At 72.4% G+C, this 17,461-nt stretch carries 18 protein-coding genes and 1 tRNA gene; 6 read left to right on the top strand and 13 right to left on the bottom strand.

Translation table 11 applies throughout. The annotated features are described in order from the left end of the window. Positions 1 to 21 precede the first annotated feature (21 nt). Complete coding sequence (locus DEJ31_RS15350; protein WP_111122299.1) at positions 22 to 765, bottom strand: histidine phosphatase family protein; 744 nt, start codon at positions 763 to 765, stop codon at positions 22 to 24. An 81-nt stretch (positions 766 to 846) separates the two neighbouring features. Here DEJ31_RS15350 and DEJ31_RS15355 point away from each other — a divergent pair, with 81 nt between their 5' ends. Beyond that, a complete protein-coding gene (locus tag DEJ31_RS15355; RefSeq protein WP_111044010.1) occupies positions 847 to 1,275 on the top strand; it encodes a BLUF domain-containing protein in 429 nt (142 codons plus the stop codon). A 50-nt stretch (positions 1,276 to 1,325) separates the two neighbouring features. Then, positions 1,326 to 2,585, top strand: a complete 1,260-nt coding sequence (locus DEJ31_RS15360) for an AI-2E family transporter (protein ID WP_110904637.1) — start codon at positions 1,326 to 1,328, stop codon at positions 2,583 to 2,585. A 92-nt stretch (positions 2,586 to 2,677) separates the two neighbouring features. Here the strand turns inward: DEJ31_RS15360 and DEJ31_RS15365 are convergent, their stop codons facing one another. The 6 genes from DEJ31_RS15365 to serS all read right to left on the bottom strand — a co-directional run bounded on the left by DEJ31_RS15365 (position 2,678) and on the right by serS (position 7,397). Beyond that, complete coding sequence (locus DEJ31_RS15365) at positions 2,678 to 3,313, bottom strand: ScbR family autoregulator-binding transcription factor (protein WP_110904638.1); 636 nt, start codon at positions 3,311 to 3,313, stop codon at positions 2,678 to 2,680. 91 nt (positions 3,314 to 3,404) lie between these two features. Then, on the bottom strand, positions 3,405 to 4,250 hold the full coding sequence (locus tag DEJ31_RS15370) for a helix-turn-helix transcriptional regulator (RefSeq protein WP_258366336.1): 846 nt from the start codon (positions 4,248 to 4,250) through the stop codon (positions 3,405 to 3,407). Beyond that, on the bottom strand, positions 4,247 to 5,014 hold the full coding sequence (locus DEJ31_RS15375; protein ID WP_110904641.1) for an SDR family oxidoreductase: 768 nt from the start codon (positions 5,012 to 5,014) through the stop codon (positions 4,247 to 4,249). The genes DEJ31_RS15370 and DEJ31_RS15375 overlap by 4 nt, the downstream gene beginning before the upstream one ends. An 81-nt stretch (positions 5,015 to 5,095) precedes the next feature. After that, positions 5,096 to 5,180 (bottom strand) — tRNA-Ser (locus DEJ31_RS15380). Between the two features lie 73 nt (positions 5,181 to 5,253). Further along, positions 5,254 to 6,129: an HAD family hydrolase gene (locus DEJ31_RS15385; RefSeq protein ID WP_110904642.1), complete on the bottom strand. Its 876-nt coding sequence runs from the start codon at positions 6,127 to 6,129 to the stop codon at positions 5,254 to 5,256. Beyond that, a complete protein-coding gene (gene serS, locus DEJ31_RS15390) occupies positions 6,126 to 7,397 on the bottom strand; it encodes a serine--tRNA ligase (protein WP_110904643.1) in 1,272 nt (423 codons plus the stop codon). The genes DEJ31_RS15385 and serS overlap by 4 nt, the downstream gene beginning before the upstream one ends. A gap of 139 nt (positions 7,398 to 7,536) precedes the next feature. Between serS and DEJ31_RS15395 the strand changes: the two genes are divergently transcribed. Next, positions 7,537 to 8,604 (top strand): diacylglycerol kinase family protein, encoded by a 1,068-nt coding sequence (locus DEJ31_RS15395; protein ID WP_110904644.1) that lies wholly within the window; start codon positions 7,537 to 7,539, stop codon positions 8,602 to 8,604. A gap of 45 nt (positions 8,605 to 8,649) precedes the next feature. On the opposite strand, the gene pheA is transcribed toward DEJ31_RS15395, so the two are convergent. From pheA to DEJ31_RS15420, 4 genes are read right to left on the bottom strand one after another with little or no spacing between them, the layout of a single operon-like run. Continuing rightward, entirely contained in the window at positions 8,650 to 9,609 is a 960-nt protein-coding gene (pheA, locus tag DEJ31_RS15400; RefSeq protein ID WP_110904645.1) for a prephenate dehydratase, read from the bottom strand. 20 nt (positions 9,610 to 9,629) lie between these two features. Continuing rightward, entirely contained in the window at positions 9,630 to 10,712 is a 1,083-nt protein-coding gene (locus DEJ31_RS17735) for a bifunctional helix-turn-helix transcriptional regulator/GNAT family N-acetyltransferase (protein WP_309146533.1), read from the bottom strand. A 9-nt stretch (positions 10,713 to 10,721) separates the two neighbouring features. After that, on the bottom strand, positions 10,722 to 11,207 hold the full coding sequence (locus tag DEJ31_RS15415) for a hypothetical protein (protein WP_110904646.1): 486 nt from the start codon (positions 11,205 to 11,207) through the stop codon (positions 10,722 to 10,724). Then, positions 11,204 to 12,592, bottom strand: coding sequence for a molybdopterin-dependent oxidoreductase (locus DEJ31_RS15420; protein WP_181421672.1), 1,389 nt, complete (start codon positions 12,590 to 12,592; stop codon positions 11,204 to 11,206). Before DEJ31_RS15420 ends, DEJ31_RS15415 begins: the two co-directional genes overlap by 4 nt. Positions 12,593 to 12,613: 21 nt before the next feature. On the opposite strand from DEJ31_RS15420, the gene DEJ31_RS15425 reads away from it, so the two are divergent. From DEJ31_RS15425 to DEJ31_RS15435, 3 genes are all read left to right on the top strand, one after another. After that, the gene (locus tag DEJ31_RS15425; RefSeq protein ID WP_111122300.1) at positions 12,614 to 14,107 is read left to right on the top strand and encodes a glycosyltransferase family 87 protein; all 1,494 of its coding nucleotides are present in this window, start codon (positions 12,614 to 12,616) and stop codon (positions 14,105 to 14,107) included. A 100-nt stretch (positions 14,108 to 14,207) separates the two neighbouring features. Next, the gene (moaA, locus tag DEJ31_RS15430) at positions 14,208 to 15,287 is read left to right on the top strand and encodes a GTP 3',8-cyclase MoaA (protein ID WP_111122314.1); all 1,080 of its coding nucleotides are present in this window, start codon (positions 14,208 to 14,210) and stop codon (positions 15,285 to 15,287) included. Positions 15,288 to 15,292: 5 nt separating this feature from the next. Beyond that, complete coding sequence (locus DEJ31_RS15435; RefSeq protein WP_220034879.1) at positions 15,293 to 15,532, top strand: MoaD/ThiS family protein; 240 nt, start codon at positions 15,293 to 15,295, stop codon at positions 15,530 to 15,532. Positions 15,533 to 15,548: 16 nt separating this feature from the next. Here DEJ31_RS15435 and DEJ31_RS15440 read toward each other — a convergent pair whose 3' ends face one another. Together DEJ31_RS15440 and DEJ31_RS15445 are read right to left on the bottom strand one after the other, a co-directional pair. Further along, positions 15,549 to 16,643 carry an ABC transporter ATP-binding protein gene (locus DEJ31_RS15440; RefSeq protein WP_111122302.1) on the bottom strand — a complete coding sequence of 365 codons (1,095 nt, stop codon included), beginning with the start codon at positions 16,641 to 16,643 and terminating at the stop codon, positions 15,549 to 15,551. Continuing rightward, the gene (locus DEJ31_RS15445) at positions 16,640 to 17,410 is read right to left on the bottom strand and encodes an ABC transporter permease (RefSeq protein ID WP_111122303.1); all 771 of its coding nucleotides are present in this window, start codon (positions 17,408 to 17,410) and stop codon (positions 16,640 to 16,642) included. Before DEJ31_RS15445 ends, DEJ31_RS15440 begins: the two co-directional genes overlap by 4 nt. Positions 17,411 to 17,461: the final 51 nt, after the last annotated feature.

Below are 17,461 nucleotides of genomic sequence, written 5' to 3' on the forward strand. Positions count from 1 at the left end.
GGAGCGTGCGCCTCCGACCGTTCAGGAAGTGGCGGAGTCGGGATGCTCCGGAGACCGCGACGGCGACGGCGACTGCTCGTCGTGTCCCACGCCGCCGCCGACGACCGCGTCACCGCTCGGCGCCGCTGCCCGGGCCAGCCACGACAGGTCCCCCGACTCGGTGTTCGTCGCCACGACCTCCGGACGGGCCTCCCCGTACCGGACGATCGACACCGACGCCGGTCCCACCGAGATGCGCTGGAACAGGTCCAGGTGCATGCCGAGGGCGTCGGCGAGGACGGACTTGATGATGTCGCCGTGACTCACCGCGACCCAGACCGCACCGGCCCCGTGCTCTGCCTCGATCTGCGCGTCGAGGCGTCGGACGGCCGCGACCGCACGGGACTGCATGGTCTGCATCGACTCCCCGCCGGGGAACACGACGGCGCTCGGGTTCGACTGCACCACCCGCCACAGCGGCTCCTGGGCGAGATCGCTGGTCCTGCGGTTCTGCCACTCGCCGTAGTCCGCCTCGATGATGCCGCGCTCGACGAACTGCTGCGGGTCGCCCGGCTGGAAGGCCGTGATCGCCCGCGCGGTCTGCCGGCAGCGCTCGAGGGGGCTCGAGACGACCGCGGCGAGGGGCACCGCGGCGATGCGCTCGGCGGTCGTGGCGGCCTGCCGTTTGCCGACGGAGTCGAGCGCGACCCCGGCCGTGCGGCCCGCGAGGAGTCCGGTCGCGTTCGCGGTGGTGCGTCCGTGTCGGACGAGGAGGACGGTCGCCATGGGGACGATCCTAGGCGTGGCCCGCGGCGCCGACGGCGGGCGGGATTGTGCTGCCATCCGCGAGCGGGCCATGATGCCCTGGTGCTGGTCTCCATCCTCTACATGAGCGTCGCGACGCACGAGTTCGGCGAGGACGAACTCGCCGAGATGCTCGCCGGCGCACGGTTGCGGAACGAGGCCCTCGGCGTCTCCGGTCTGCTCCTCGTCAAGGGCGGCCGCTTCATGCAGCTGCTCGAGGGCCCGGCGTGGAGCGTCAACGACCGGTTCACCGTGATCCAGAAGGACCCGCGCCACCACTCGGTCCGCTCGCTCGTCCGTGAGGACATCGAGCGCCGCCGGTTCGACGGCTGGTCGATGGCGTACCGCGGTCTCGACGACTCCGACATCGCGACCGTCGAGGGGTTCAGTCCGTTCCTGTCCGGCACCCTCGACTTCCCGCCGTCCTTCGACCGGACCAGCGCCGCCTGGTTGCTCAAGTGGTTCCGGGACCGCGACCTCGTCGAGGGCTGAGTCACCACACCATCCGGCGCGCCCACCTGTGCGTCTGTACCGTCAGCGTCATGCCGTTCTTCCGCTCCTCCGCCGCTGCCCCACCGACGACGCCACCGATCGAGCCGGTGACCGGGGTGCGTGCTGCCTGGTCGGACTCGTTCGGCCGGCTGGCGACCCGCTGCCTGCAGGTCATCATCCTCATCGTCATCGTCGCGGGCATCGTCTACGCGGGCCAGGTGCTCAGCGTCGTCACGATCCCGGTGCTGCTGGCCCTGATCATCGCCTCGGCCATGCACCCGGTCGTGTCCTGGCTCCGCCGTCACGGCTTCCCGTCCGTCTTCGCGACGCTGACGGTGCTCCTCGGGGTGCTCGTCGTCCTCGGGTTCCTCGGGTACCTCATCGTCGTCGCCGTCGAGAACCAGTGGTCCAGCCTGCAGAAGTCCGCCGTGCAGGGCTTCCAGCAGCTGCAGGACTTCAGCAGGACGCTGCCGTTCGCCGTCTCGGACAAGCAGGTCGACGACGCGGTGAAGACCGCCACCGACTTCGTCACGAGCGCGCAGTTCGGGTCCGGTGCCCTGGCCGGCGCGTCCGCCACCGCGAACTTCCTCACCGGCCTGGTGCTGATGATCGTCGTGCTGTTCTTCTTCCTCAAGGACGGGCCCCGCATCTGGGAGTTCCTGCTCCGTCCGTTCACCGGTGCCTCCTACGAGCGTGCTCGCCGCGTCGGTGACCGCGTCGTCTCGACCCTCGGCGGCTACGTCCGCGGCACCGCGACCGTCGCCGCGGTCGACGCCATCGGCATCGGCGTCGGCATCGCCATCGTCGGCGTGCCGCTCGCACTCCCGCTGGCGGTCATCGTGTTCATCACGGCGTTCATCCCGATCGTCGGTGCGACCGCTGCCGGCATCCTCGCCGCGCTCGTGGCCCTCGTCGCGCTCGGTCCGGTCCCGGCGCTGATCGTGGTCGGCATCGTCGTGGTCGTCAACCAGCTCGAGGGCAACTTCCTGCAGCCGGTGCTGATGGGGAAGACCCTGCGCCTGCACGGCCTGGTCATCCTGGTCGGCCTGACCGCGGGCACCGTCCTCGCCGGCATCACCGGCGCGATCATCTCGGTGCCGCTCCTGGCGGCCGGCTGGGGCGCCATCAAGGTCTGGGACGGACCGGACCTCGCTGCGAAGCCGTGGCGCCAGAAGCGCTCCGAGGACGTGGACGACCACGAACGCGCGAACAAGCGCGCGAAGCGGCGCGAGAAGGCGCAGAAGGCCCGCGAGAAGCGGCGCGAGGACCAGCAGAAGGCGCGGGCGAAGCAGGCAGCGAAGACCGACTGACGTCGAGACGACCGGACGGGAGGCCCGGACCAGCCCACCGGGGCCGGTCCGGGCCTCCCGTCATGCCACCCGCACCACGCTCGCGCGGACGGTCAGGCGAAGGCGCGGTCCACGACGGCCAGCAACCGGTCGCGCTGCGCCGGGACCACGCAGGCGTGCGCGAGGACGCGCCACATCGTCGCCACGGCCGGCAGCAGGTCGATGCGTGCCGCTCGGACGTCGGACACGAGCTGCACGCCGGTGAACCACGGGACGACGGTGGCACCCAGCGCTTCCGGGGTGACCGTCGGCCCGACCTCGCCCGCGGCGACCGCCAGGCGGAAGACGTCCACGACGCTCGCGATCCACTGGTCGTAGAAGGACGACGTCGACCCGGAGAACACCCGGTTCTCGAGCGACAGCCGGATGCCGGCACGGACGACCGGGTCGTCGAGCAGCAGGCCGGCGATCGCGCGGGAGGCCTCGACCAGCCCGGCCAGCGGCGACGGTCCGTCGTACGTGACGGCTGCGAACGTGCGGGCGTTCTGCTCGTCGATCACGGCGAGGGCGATGGCCTGCTTCGTGCGGAAGTGGAAGTGGATCGCGCCCTGGCTGACCTCGGCGGACTTGGCGATCCCGGAGATGCTCGCGGCGCCGAAGCCCTGGCGGTCGAACTCGACGGCGGCGGCCTCCAGGATCGCGGTTCGGCGGTCCGGTCCGCGACCGGGTACCGACGTCGGCGTGGTCATGGTCGTGCTTCCCCCGTGTTCCGTCGTGCTGGCCGTGCACAGAACGACCCGTACACTCCGGCGACAACGGTACCGCGGTCCAGGCGCGGCTTCACGCCCCCGATGTGGTGTCGCGGGCGAGCGAAGCGAGCATGCTGAGCCGCTCGGCGCTCCCGCTGCCCGGGTCGGCGTAGTAGAGCACGAGGAGCAGTCCGTCGACCGGCAGTTTGTCGCGGTGCAGGTGCAGCTCCCCCACGACCGGGTGGTCGACCGTCATCGACCCGCCCTCGAGCACCCGGACGTCCTGCCGTGCCCAGAGCTGCCGGAAGCGGCCGCTCGACAGTGACAGCTCGCCCACGAGTTCGACGACCCGCTGGTCCCGGACGTCGTCCGCGACCGAGTGCCGGAAGGCGCCGACGAAGCTCGCGACGGCACGCTCCCAGTCGCGGTGGAACACCCGCTCCTCCGGGTCGAGCAGCAGCGAGCGCAGACGGTTCTCGCCGACCCGGAGCCGGGGTGAGAACGCGGTGGCCAGGTCGTTCGCCGCGAGGACGTCGAACGCGCGCCCCTCGATGAAGGCCGGGACCTCGAGCGCCGCCAGCAGGGCGTGCAGGCGGGCCGGGACCCGCTCGGCCGTGCGCCGGGGACGGCTGCGTCGTGCGGGTTCGGCGAGGTGCTGGAGATGGAGACGCTCGACGTCGTCCAGTTGCAGCACCCTGGCGAGCGCGTCGAGGACCTGCGGCGACGGACGGGTGTCCCGGCCCCGCTCCAATCGGAGGTAGTAGTCGGTGCTCACGCCGGCGAGCATCGCGACCTCCTCGCGGCGGAGACCCGGCACGCGCCGGACCCCGCCGGCGGGGAGCCCGACCTGCTCCGGCGTCACGAGCCCACGGCGCGCCTGCAGGTAGGCGCCGAGCGGGTTCGTCGGCAGGGCGGTCGGGTCCCCGTCGAGCGTCACGCGGGCGTCCCCGAACGGCCGGGCAACATCGCGAGCGCCTGGGAGCGCTGGGCGACCAGCTCGTCGTAGGTGCCGTCACGTTCCGCCCACCGATGCATGAGGACACCCTGCACCAAGACCTCGTGCGGAGTGGGGTCCTGTGCCAGGAGCGCCATCACCTCGGCACCGAAGTCGCCGAGGTCCAGAGCGTTCGGGTTGCTGGTGCCCATCGTGGTGTTCACCGCCGGCGGCACGAGTTCGGTGACGTCGATGCCCGTCCCGGCGAGCTGCGCACGGAGTGCCTCGCTGTAGGCGTGCACCGCGGCCTTGGTGGCGGCGTACGACGCCATCAGTGGGAACGGCAGGAACCCGATGCCCGAACTCACGGTGACGATCGTGCCGCTGCCCTGCCGGAGCAGGTGCTGGGTGAACGCGTCGATGACCCGGATCGTCCCGAGCACGTTGACGTCGACCATGCGGGCGGCGTCGGCGAAGTGTGCCGGGTCCCGGAGGTCCTCGGGGACGCCGATGCCCGACATGGTCACGACGGTGTCCAGGTCGGGCAGCAGGTCGAGCACGGTGTCGCGTGCGGTCGTGACGGATTGGTCGTCGGTGACGTCGATCGAGACCGTGCCGAAGCCCTCGGCGGCGAGCTGGTCGAGCACGGCGGTTCGACGTCCGCCGACGACGACGTGGCTGCCGGCGTCACGGAAGCGTCGTGCGAGTTCGAGTCCGATGCCGGAGGTGCCGCCGATGACGGCGACGGAGCGTGTGGTGATGTCCATGCCCTCGACGCTAGGACGACGGAGCGCCCGCTCCCGGGGCCCTGCGAGGACCCCCGTGAGGACGAGACGACTCCTCTGCAGCGGAGGGTGTGGGATTCGAACCCACGAGACATCTCTGCCCACCTGTTTTCAAGACAGGCTCCATCGGCCACTCGGACAACCCTCCGTGACCCGACCACGTGGCGAGACGTGACCGGGTCCCGTGCAGTCTACCGAGCCTCCCGGCCGGAGTGCAGCCGTCAGCGCGGCAACGTGTCGAGCGCCGCCGCGAGCCCGTCGTCCGTGACGCCGCCGGTGAGTTCGTTACCCGCGTCCACGACGTCGTCCGGGGCCTGCCCCATGACGACCCCGCGACCCGAGGTGGAGGCCCACCGCAGCATGTCGATGTCGTTGCGTCCGTCGCCGGCCGCGAAGACGCGCGAGCGCGGGATGTCGAGCCACTCGCGGACCCGCTCCATCGCGGTCGCCTTCGTGACGCCCTCGGGCGCGATGTCGAGCCAGGCGGTCCAACCGACCGTGTACGAGACCCTGTGCAGGCCCATCTTGTCGACGATGTCCAGGAACTCCTCGAGCCCGTGCTCCGGGGAGATCACGACCACGCGGGTGGCGCGGACGCCCAGCAGCCGCTCGAACTCGACCTGGTCACCGGAGGCGGTCATCGTGTCGTCGGGGAAGTCACCGGAGAGCAGGTAGTGCCCGGTCTCGTCCTCGACGCCGTACGCCCCGTTCTGCAGGGCCCCGCGGATCGTCTGCAGGACCTCGGTGGGGTCGAAGGTCTCGACGTGCACCCGCTCGTAGCGGCCGGTGTCCGTACGCTCGAGGGTCAGCGCACCGTTGGCGCAGACCAGGTACTTCGGCTGGATGCCGAGCCGTTCGAGCAGCGGGACGGTCATGCCCTCGCTGCGGCCGGTGGAGAGCATGACCTCGTGTCCGGCGGCTTCGGCGTCACGCACGGCCCGGATGACGGTGTCGGTGACGACCCCGTCCTCGCGCATCGTCGTGCCGTCGATGTCCAGCGCGACGAGCCACCGCTTGACCCGTGCGGGCGCCGCGGTCCCACCCGGGGCTGCGGCGGCAGCGTCGGAACCGTCCACGAATCCGCGTGAAGAGCTCATCGGGGCTCGATCACCTCGATGCCGCCGAGGTACGGGCGGAGCACCTCGGGGATGACGACCGAGCCGTCCTCCTGCTGGTGGGTCTCGAGGATCGCGACGAGCCAGCGGGTGGTGGCGAGGGTGCCATTCAACGTCGCGACCGGCGCGGTCTTGCCCGTCGCGGTCCGGTAGCGGATGTCGAGGCGACGGGCCTGGAACGTGGTGCAGTTCGACGTCGAGGTGAGCTCGCGGTAGGTGCCCTGCGTCGGGACCCACGCTTCGAGGTCGTACTTGCGTGCGGCGCTCGTGCCGAGGTCCCCGGCGGCGGTCTCGATGACGCGGTAGTGCAGCCCGAGGTCCTGCAGCATCGACTCCTGGTAGGACATCAGCCGCTGGTGCTCGGCGTCAGCCTGGTCCGGGTGGACGTAGGCGAACATCTCGAGCTTGTTGAACTGGTGCACACGGAGGATGCCGCGGTTGTCCTTGCCCGCCGAACCGGCCTCCCGCCGGTAGCAGGTGGACCAACCGGCGTACCGGAGGGCCTGGTCGTCCTCGGACGGGAACTGCAGGATCTCGTCGGCGTGGTACCCGGCGAGGGCGACCTCGCTGGTGCCGGTCAGGTACAGGTCGTCGGCTTCGAGGCGGTAGACCTCGGCGGAGTGCTCGCCGAGGAAGCCGGTGCCGGCCATCGTCTCGGGACGCACGAGCGTCGGCGTGATGAGCGGCTCGAACCCGTGCGCGACGGCACGGTCGAGGCCGAGCGACATCAGGGCGATCTCGAGTCGGGCGCCCATGCCCTTGAGGAAGTAGAACCGCGAGCCGGACACCTTGACACCGCGGGCGATGTCGATGATGCCGAGGGACTCACCGAGGTCGGCGTGGTCCTTCGGCTCGAACGTGAACTCGGGCTTCGTGCCGACGGTGCGGAGGGTGACGAAGTCGTCCTCGCCCCCGGCGGGCACGTCGGGCATCACGACGTTGGGGATCGAGCGGACGACGGTGTTGAAGGTGTCGTCGGCGGCGGTGACGGTGGCCTGCGCTTCCTTCACCTTCGCGGCGAGCGCCTGGGCCTGCTGCACGAGCGCGGCCTTCTCGTCCTTGGGCGCCTTCGCGACGGTCTTGCCGAACGCGTTCTGCTCGGCACGGAGCGCCTCGAACGCGGTGATGGCCGCACGACGGGCGGAGTCCGCGGCGACGGCCTGGTCGACGACGTCGACGGAGGCGCCGCGCGCCGCCTGCGAGGCCTTGATGAGGTCCGGTTCGTCGCGCAACAGCTGTGGGTCGATCACCGACCCAGCTTAGCGAGCAACGGATGACCACCCGGTGAAGCTGCGGACCGGAGGCCCGTGATGCTGCCGGTCCGCACCTGCCGTCAGTCCCCTGGTCGCGATCCGGACCGCGCAGGCGGTGCCCGGTAGCGTTGGCGGCATGTCGACGCCCTCGGACACCACCTCTCTGCCGGAGGACGCCCTCGCCACTGAGCAGCGCACCGCCGCCGTGATCTACAACCCGATCAAGGTCGACCTGCCCTCGTTGCAGCGCATCGTCGGTCGCTACCAGCGTGAAGCCGGCTGGGCGGAGACGAAGTGGTACGCCACGAGCGAGGAGGACCCGGGCGGCGGCATGACCCGCGAAGCGCTCGACGCCGGAGCCGACGTGATCGCCGCAGCCGGCGGGGACGGCACGGTCCGTGCGGTCGCCGAGGTCGTGCACGGTTCCGACGCGGCCCTCGCACTGCTGCCGAGCGGCACCGGGAACCTGCTCGCCCGCAACATCCCCGCGCCGATCGACGACCTGGGTGCGAGCGCGCACACGATCTTCCACGGCGAGGACCGCGCGATCGACTTCGGCACGGTCGGGGTCGAGCGTCAGGACGGCTCCCGCGAGGAGTTCGGCTTCCTCGTGATGGCCGGACTCGGGCTCGACGCCCGGATGCTCGCGAACACGAACGACGACCTCAAGAAGAAGGTCGGCTGGCTGGCGTACGTCGACTCCCTGGTGCGGTCGCTGCGCGACGCCGACGCCTTCGAGTTCCGGTACCGCCTGGACGGCCAGGGCACCCGCTCGGTCCGGGCACACTCGCTCATCGTCGGCAACTGCGGGATGCTGCAGGCCGGCGCGACCCTGCTGCCGGATGCCGAGATCGACGACGGCTTCTTCGACGTCGTCGTGATGCGGCCGCACGGGTTCTTCGGTTGGGTCCGGATCGGCGCCCGGGTGTTCTGGGAGAACGCGATCCTGCGCCGCTTCCGCCGTTCGGCACTGGGCCAGACGGACATCGGTCAGCGCATCGTGACGAAGACGCGGGACGAGCGTCCGCTGCGCTACCTGCGCGGCGAGGAGTTCACCGTGCGGCTGGAGCGTCCCGACGAGTTCGAGATCGACGGCGACCCGGTGGGTGAGGTCGTGGCGTTCCGCGCGAAGATCGATGCCGGCGGCCTGACCGTCCGGGTGGCCGGTCCGGAGGACCAGACGCGGGCGACCCGCCGGCGCTGACGGCGTGGCGGCCGTCGTGCCGTGCAGCGGTGGCGGACGGGAGGCTCAGCCCGCCTCCGGCTCGCCGCTCACGATCGCGCGCAGCCAGTCACGGGCCTCGACGAACGCCTGGTCCGAGTACCGGGGCGAGACCTCGGAACGCGCGCCGTCGGCGCGAGGGTACGACCCGAGGAACGTGACGCGCGGGCTGAAGCGCCGCAGGCCCAGCAGCGCATCCGCGACCCGTTCGTCGCGCACGTGTCCGTCGAGGTCGATGACGAACCGGTACCGCCCGAGTTCGTCACCGATCGGCCGGGAGGACAACAGCCCCATGTTGATGCCCCGGGTGGCGAACTGCTCGAGCATGTCGACCAGGGCGCCGGGGTGCTCGTTCGGCAGTTCGACGACGACGCTCGTCTTGTCCGAGCCGGTGCGTTCGGGCAGCGCGAGCGTCTTCGACACGAGCACGAACCGGGTGACGGCGCTGGCGTTCTCGCCGATGGAGTCCGCGAGCACCGCCAGGTCGTAGTGGTCGGTGATGCCTGGCGGGGCGACGGCGGCGTCCGCGACCGAGTGCTCCTCGAGCAGTTCGGCCGCTGCGGCGACGTTCGACGAGGCCGGGATGTGTCCGTGTCCGCGCACGTTGGCCTCGAGCCACCGGTGCGTCTGCGCGTACGCGACGGGATGGGCGTTCACCGTGCGGACGTCGGCGAGCGCGGTGCCGTGCCGGGCGACGAGGACGAAGTCGACGGGCACCAGGTACTCCCCCACGATCCGCACGCCGGGGATCCGGGCGAGGGCGTCCTGAGTCGCACTGACCCCGCCGTCGACGCTGTTCTCGATGGCGATGACGGCGCCGACGGAACGGCCGGTGACGACGTCGTCCAGCGCTTCACCGACGTTGTTGACGCTGCGCCAGGGCTTGCCGGCGGCGGCCTCGACGAGCTTGAGCGCCGCTTCGGTGAAGGTGCCGGCCGGTCCGAGGTAGCTGTAGGTCTCGGAGGGGCGGTCGGCGGCATGGCTCATACCGGCGAGCCTAGCGGCGGTCAGAAGGTGATCTGCATGGTGTCGGAGTCGCCGTTCCGGCCGACGGTGCGGAAGCCCACCCGCTCGTAGAGGATGCGGGCGCCGGTGTTGCCGTCCTCGACGCTCAGGCTGATGCCCGGCCACCCCGCGCTCCGTCCGGCGGCGACGATCCGGGCGAGGAGTGCGGACCCGACACCACGACCGCGGGCGCGGGCGTCGACGGCCAGGGTGAGCTCCGGGACGTCCTCGGCGACGAAGCCGTAGCCCGGGTCGCTCGCGGGTAGGTGCACGGCCCAGACGACGCCGAGCGGCCCGTCGCCGTCGGACGCCACGACGCCCAGGTCAGCAGCCCGGTCGACGGTCCGGTCGTCGGTCCGGTCGTCGCTGCTCCGCTCCGGGTCGAAGGCGGCGGAGTAGTGGGCGAACTCGGGCCGGTCGAGGTCGGCGTCGGTGAAGCGCTCGGCCGACCAGTTCATCGCGTCGAGGCTCGCCCGGCGCAGCAGGGGCAGGTCGTCGCGGGTCGCCGGCCGGTAGGCGATGCCGTCCACGAGGTCCGGGAAGGAGTCGTCAGCGGTGCCGGTCAACCGGGCTTCGCAGATGGACGGCTCGTCCGCCGGGATGTTGGCCACCGCGGCGAACCGCCCGTCGGGGTCGACGCGGCTGAGGAGCACGCGGGAGATGTCGTCGAGTTCGGCGACCTGCTCGTCGGACAGCGCGTCGATGACCAGTCGGCGGGCGGTGCGCACGTGGCCGGGAGCTGCGGCCACGATGTGCTCGAAGCCGGCGTCGGTGAGCCGGACGTCTGTCGCCCGGCGGTCCTCGGTGGACGGGCAGCGTGCGACCAGCCCGCGCTTCTCCAGCCGGGACACGACGTGCGACAGCCGGGGCAGCGACGCGTTGGTGGCGGAGGCGAGCACGGACATCCGGAGCGTCCGGCAGTCGGTCTCGGAGAGCATCGCGATGACCATGTAGTCGAACAGGGTCAGGTCGGCGTCACGCTGCAGCTGGTGGTCGAGCGCTGCCGGCAGCAGCTCCATCACGGCGACGAACCCCATCCACGCCCGCAACTGCTCGCGGGAGAGCCAGGGGGTGTCGTCGGTCATGCCCTCATCCTACGGAGAGGTTGTCGCTGCAACCGCAGGTCGGACGGACCGACGCCGAGCCGTGACCACTCCGACCACGAGGGCGACCACCACGACGGCGACCAGCGCGCCCTCGACCACGAGCAGCCGGGTCGTGTAGTCGAACGGCAGCACCGTGTCGTTCTTCGTGCCGTGGGCCTTCGCCGCGATCTCCGGCAGGACCACCAGGGCCAGGACGCTGCCCAGGACGACGGCCGCTTGCACGACGACGAGCACCCACGTGCGCAGTGAGCGGCCGGCCCGGCGGAGTCCCATGCCGACCGCCAGGACGAACGGCGACAGGATCGCGTCGTGCAGCACGACGGCGGCGAGGAGCCAGGTCGCGAGCCCGCCGATCCGGTCCGGCCGGACAGAGGTCACGAGGACCCAGGCCCCGAACGCCAGGACGAGCACGCCCAGGACGACGAGCACGATCCGGGCCGTGCGGACCCGGCCGTCGACGACTGCGGCGCTCATGCGATGACCTCGATCCGTTCGATCCACTTCGTCTGCAGCACACCCGGGCGGCCCGGCGCGATGATCCGGGCTGGGAACCCGTGTTCCAGGTCGAGCTTCTCGCCGTTGAGCTCGAGGGCGATCAGGGTCGTCGGGTCGGCCGTGTACTCCGGCCCCATCTCCATGATCCGGTAGCCGCCGTGCCGCTCCAGGCTCGTCACCCGGACCTGCACGTGCGGGTCCGCCTGCACCGCGGCGAGGAGGTCGCGCATCCGGACCCCCTTCCACGTCGCCATCTGGCTCCAGCCCTCGACGCAGGAGATCGGCAGGCGCGCCTCGGTCTGGCCGAGGGCGGTGAGCTCGGCACGTGAGAACGTGCGGCTGACCGAGGGCCCGGCGACGGTGAGCGCCCAGTCGGCGGCCGTCGCGGTGGTCAGGACGCCCGCCGCGCGAGCCGTCCGGTTCACCGGGAGTCCGCTCTGGCCGAGGTGCCGCTTGCGAGGAGCGAAGACGTTGAGGGGCTCCCCGACGACCGAGGACTGCCCGACCGTCAGGGCGACGACGCCCGCGGTGGCCGCGGTCACGCCGGCGATGAACCCGCGACGCGCGACGCGCTGACGACGCCCGTCGTCGCTCGCCGCGGCGCCGGCGGGATCGGGGGTCGGCCGGGGTGCAGCGGCCTCGGCGGTCACGCCTGGACGGGAGGCCCGGGGCACGGCCGCCCCGTCGATCCAGCGGTGGAGGCGACCCACGAACCCGCGGGACGACGAGGCGGAGCCGGGACGGGCCTCCAGGCCGGCGGGGTCGTCCGGGTCGTACCGGCTGCCCGGGTCGGGGAGTTCGCTGCCCACCGTGGCGTCCGCGACGAAGCGGCCCTGCGCGTCGAAGGAGTCGCGCTTCCGCCAGTAGCGCGTGATGACCTGCAGCTTCGTGCCGATGTGGATGAGCAGCGACCCGATGAGGACGTAGGCCAGGGCGTTGTGCACCTGCCGGAACGGGAACGGCCACGGGTACCACTGGAAGGTGTTGAGCAGGCCGGTGGCGACCTGGACGAGCGCCGACGCGACGAACACCGCGATCGACGCACGCTCCAGCAGGTGCAGGACGCTCCGGACCGGCGGGGTCTGGACGAGCGCCGGCATGACGACGTTGAGCTTGGCGAGGAGCAGCGGGATGATCGCGATCCCCGCGGTGATGTGCAGGCCCTGCGTGAACTGGTACAGCTGCACGGGCCGGGTCGGGAAGCGCATCCACCCCAGCGGCTCCTGCAGCAGGTGGCTGTAGACGCCGGTGAGGAAGCAGACCAGGAACGCGATGCCGAGCAGACGACCGGTGACGACGGCGCTGCGTGCGGTGCGGTTCGGTGACGCCATGACGTCCCGGGCATGGAGCATCAGGTGTTGCACCCCCGCTAGCCTCGTCGGACCATGAGCGAACGACTCCGTCCGGCCCGTCTCGACCACCGGGCGTTCGCCCCGCGCACGCTCGTCCCGGCCGTGCTGGCCGTCGTCGGCGTGCTGGTGCTCGGCATCGTCATCGCGGTGGGTGTCACGCATCTGGGGTTCCTCCGGGAGGGTCATCGCTCTCCATTCGTTGCGTGGACCCTCATCGCTTGGACGGTCTTCGCAGGCGCCGTGCTGGCGCTCAGGTTCGTGCCCCCGCACCTGGTGACGCGGATCGTCCTCGGTGGTGCGGTGGTCGTCGGGATCGCGGCCCTGATCGGACCGCCGAACACCAGCACCGACTCCGCACGCTACGCCTGGGACGGGATCGTGCAGCACGCGGGCATCTCCCCGTACCGGCACACGCCGCAGTCGGACGTGCTGCAGCACCTCCGCCCGGACTGGCTGTTCCCGGACAAGGTGCACGGCACGTGCGGTGACGTCAAGCCCCGGTTCCGCGGTCTCGGCGACGGTCGACTCGGGCACTGCACGGCGATCAACCGGCCGGACGTCCCCACGATCTACCCGCCGATGGCCGAGCTGTGGTTCGCGCTCGTCCGCGCGTTCGTGCCCGCCACCGCGCAGTACCTGCCGTTCCAGTTCGCCGGGCTCGTCGTCTCGCTCGGCGTCACCGTCGGCCTGCTCGTCGTCCTCCGCCGACTCGGCCGCCCGACCTGGTGGGCCGCGCTCTGGGCCTGGTCACCGCTCGTCGCTGCCGAGGCCGTCACCAACTCGCACGTCGACGTCGTCGGCGCGGCACTGGCCACCGCGGGCGCCGTGCTGGTGGCGTTCGGTCGGCCGATCTGGGGCGGCATCGCCCTCGGAGCCGCGACCGCGACCAAGCTCATCCCGGCGATCGTCTACCCGGCGCTGCTCGGTCGGTGGCGCAGCTGGTGGGCGATCCCGGTCGGTGTCGTCGTGTTCGGGCTCCTCTACGTGCCGTACGTGCTGACGACCGGCCCGAAGGTGCTCGGCTACCTGCCCGGGTACCTGTCGGAGGAGGGCTACGAGGACGGCTCCCGGTTCGCCCTGGTCGCGAAGGTCCTGCCCGGGGACGCCGCGACCATCGGCGTCGGACTGGTCGTGCTCGTCGCCGCGGTGCTGGCCTGGCGGCTGTCCGACCCGGCGAACCCCTGGTCCGGTCAGGTCTTCATGATCGGGGTGACCTTCCTCGCCGTGACGCCCCGCTACCCCTGGTACGCGCTGCTGCTCATCCCCTTCGTGGTGCTGTCCGGCCGGTGGGAGTGGCTGGCCCTGACGCTCGCGATCGCCCTGCGCGGGGTGTGGCCCTCGGTCGTCGCCTACCGGTGGTGGCTGCTCGCGGCGATCGCCGTCGTGCTCGTCGTCACCCTCGTCCGGACCCGCCGCGAGGACTGGCTGCGCTGGCGCGACCGGCTGCTCGGCCGCGACGGAGCGCGAGACGACGCGGTGCAGCGCGACGCGGTGCACCCGGAACGCAGCGCGGGCAACGTATCCTGAGCCGATGCCGGCCCAGATGTTGCCCTCGACGGGGCAGATGCCGCCCTCGGCGGCGCAGACACCACCGTCGGCCGGGCAGCTCCTCCCCTCGTCGGACCTGATGCGTCGGGTCCACCCCGAGGCCCCGGTGCCCGGCCCCCTGGACCGCACCGACCTGCCGCCACGCCCCGTTGGCGACCCCGGCCTGGTGGACCGGTTCGGCCGGTCCGCCGTCGACCTCCGGGTCTCCCTGACCGAGCGCTGCAACCTCCGCTGCACCTACTGCATGCCGGCCGAGGGCCTGCCCTTCGCACCCGACGCCGCGCTGATGTCAGCGGACGAGATCGCCCGCCTGGTGGGCCTCGGCGCGCAGCAGCTCGGCATCCGCAAGGTCCGCTTCACCGGCGGCGAGCCGCTGCTCCGCAAGGACCTGGTCGACGTGATCGCCCGGAGCGCGGCAGCCCACCCCGACCTCGAACTGTCACTGACGACGAACGCGATCGGGCTCGCCGGTCGCGCCGCCGCCCTCCGGGCCGCGGGCCTGCACCGGCTCAACGTCTCGCTCGACACCGTCGACCCGGACGTCTTCGCCGTGGTGACCCGCCGACCGTTCCTCGATCGGGTCCTCGAGGGCATCGCGGCGGCCGCGGACGCCGGCCTCGGCGTCAAGGTCAACGCGGTCCTCATGCGCGGGGTCAACGACCACCTGGCGTCCGAACTGCTGGCCTGGTGCCTGGAGCGTGGCCACGAGCTGCGGTTCATCGAGCAGATGCCCCTCGACCCGGGGCACGCCTGGGATGCGTCGACGATGATCACCGCTGTCCAGATCCGCGAGATCCTCAGCGCCGAGTACGAGCTGACGCCCGACGAGGCCCCGCGGAACGGCGCCCCCGCCGAGCGCTACCGCGTCCGCTCCCGGGCGACCGGTGCGGACCTCGGCACCGTCGGTGTCATCGCGAGCATCACCGAGTCGTTCTGCGCCGACTGCACCCGCACCCGTCTGACCGCCGACGGCCACGTCCGCAGCTGCCTGTTCTCCGACGACGAGGTCGACCTGCTCGGCCCCCTGCGTGCCGGTGCCGACGACGCGGTGGTCCTCGACCGGTGGCGCCGGGCGATGTGGGCGAAGCCCCGGGACCACGGTGACGACAGCGACGGCTTCGTGCACCCCACCCGGGGCATGAGCGCGATCGGCGGATGACGGACATGACCACGCTGCGCTTCTTCGCCGCCGCCCGTGCCGCGGTCGGTCTCGACGAGACGACGGTCTCGGCCGTCTCGCTCGACGACGCCCTCCGGCAGGTGGACGCGGCGGACGCGGCCCGCTGGACCGCCCTGCAGGAGCGCTGCTCCTACCTGGTCGACGGCGTGACCACCCGCGACCGGTCGACCTCGCTCGCCGGCGTTGGCATCGTCGACGTCATGCCACCCTTCGCCGGCGGCTAGGTCCGGGCCGGGCCCGTCATCGCTCCCACACGGTGAGTTCGGCCGGCGGCACGCGCACCCGGACCCGCAGGCCCGGGGTCAGCCCGAGCGCCGCGACCGCGGCGAGCGTCAGGTCCGCCGTGAGTTCCCCGGCCCGTACCCGGACGAGCCCGTCGCGGGGCTCCAGTCCGGTCACGGTCCGCAGCAGCCCGGTCCCGTCCTGGTCGGCGCGGGTCACGAGGGCGGCGGTCGGGTGGTGCGCGGCCGACACGGCACGGCCGGGAGGCACGCCGTGCGTCCCCGACGCCAGCTCGCCCCCGCCGTCGGGTGCGGCCCCGGTCGCGGTCCCGTCCGTCGTCGTGGGATGGTCCAGCACGAGTCCGTCCGACGTCGCCGTGCCGTGCAGGACGACGAGGCCGGAGAACGTCGCCGTGAAGGCACTGCGCGGTCGGGCGAGGACATCGGTGGGACGCCCCTCCTCCACCACGCGGCCGTCCTCGAGCACGACGACCCGGTCGGCGAGGGCCATCACCTCGACCGGGTCGTGCGTGACGAGCAGGCTCGGTCGGCCGGCGACGGCGGAGCGGAGGGCTGCCCGGACCTCCTGCCGGGCGCCGACGTCGAGCGCCGAGGTCGGTTCGTCGAGCAGGACCACCGCCGGGTCCGCCGCCAGTGCCCGGGCGATCGCGACGCGCTGGGCCTGACCGCCCGAGAGCGTCCCGGGGGCGCGGTCTGTCAGGTCGGCCACCCCGACGGCGGCCAGGGCCTGGCGGGCCGTCAGGCGGGCCTCCCGACCGGAGCGGCCGGTGGCCCGCGGCCCGAACGCCACGTTCGCCAGGACGCTGCGGTGCGGGAACAGGTCCGGTCGCTGGGCGACCAGGCCGACGCGGCGGCGGTGCGCGGGGACGCTGCGGCCCGGGCCGGCGAGCAGTCGACCGGCGGAACGCACCTCGCCGGCGTCGAGGGCGAGCAGACCGGCGACGGCGTCGACGACGGTGGACTTGCCGGCGCCGTTCGGGCCGATCAGGGCCACGCACTCGGCCGGGCCGACGGTCAGGGCGACGTCGACGTCGCGGTCGTGACGGACGACGTGGGCGACGAGTCCGGCCGCCTCGGTGTGTGCGGCGGTCACAGCGCGGCTCCGCGGGTCCGGACCGAGGCCAGGCCGATCACGAGCACCGCGACGACGACGAGCACCAGCGCGAGTGCGACCGCGGTGTCGGGGTCGATCTCGCGCTGCAGGTACACCTCGAGCGGGAGGGTCCGGGTCACGCCCTGCAGGCTGCCCGCGAACGTCAGCGTCGCGCCGAACTCCCCGAGGGCGCGGGCGAAGCAGAGGACCAGGCCCGCCGTGATGCCCGGCAGCACCCGAGGGGTGGTGACCGTGAGGAAGGTGCGGGTCGGTCCGGCACCGAGGGTGGCCGCGACCCGCTCGTACCGGTCCCCCTCGACGCGGAGCGCCCCCTCGATCGAGGAGACCAGGAACGGCATCGCGACGAACGTCTGCGCGATCACGACCGCCGCCGTGGTGAAGGCGATCCGCAGCCCGTGCTCGTCGAGGAACGCCCCGACGACGCCGAGCCGGCCGAACGCCGCGAGCAGCGCCAGGCCGCCGACCACCGGCGGCAGGACCAGCGGCAGGAGGACCACCGCGCGCGCCACCCCGGTCCACCGGGAGCGTGACCTGGCGAACAGCACCGCCAGCGGGTAGCCGAGGACGAAGGCGATGCCGGTCGACGCGGTCGCCGTGCCGAGGCTCAGGCCGAGCGCGGTCAGCGACGCGGGCGAGGTCACCAGCGCGACGAAGGAGCCCCACTGCACCCGGCCGACCATCGCGAGCACCGGGACGACGACGAACAGGCCGCCGAGCACCGCGGGGACCGGCAGCCACCACGGCACCGGACCGCGGGCCGTCGGCCGAGCGCGTCCGGTGCCGGAGCCGCGTCGTGT

The sequence above is a fragment of the Curtobacterium sp. MCPF17_031 genome (assembly GCF_003234035.1).
Classification (GTDB): Bacteria; Actinomycetota; Actinomycetes; order Actinomycetales; family Microbacteriaceae; genus Curtobacterium.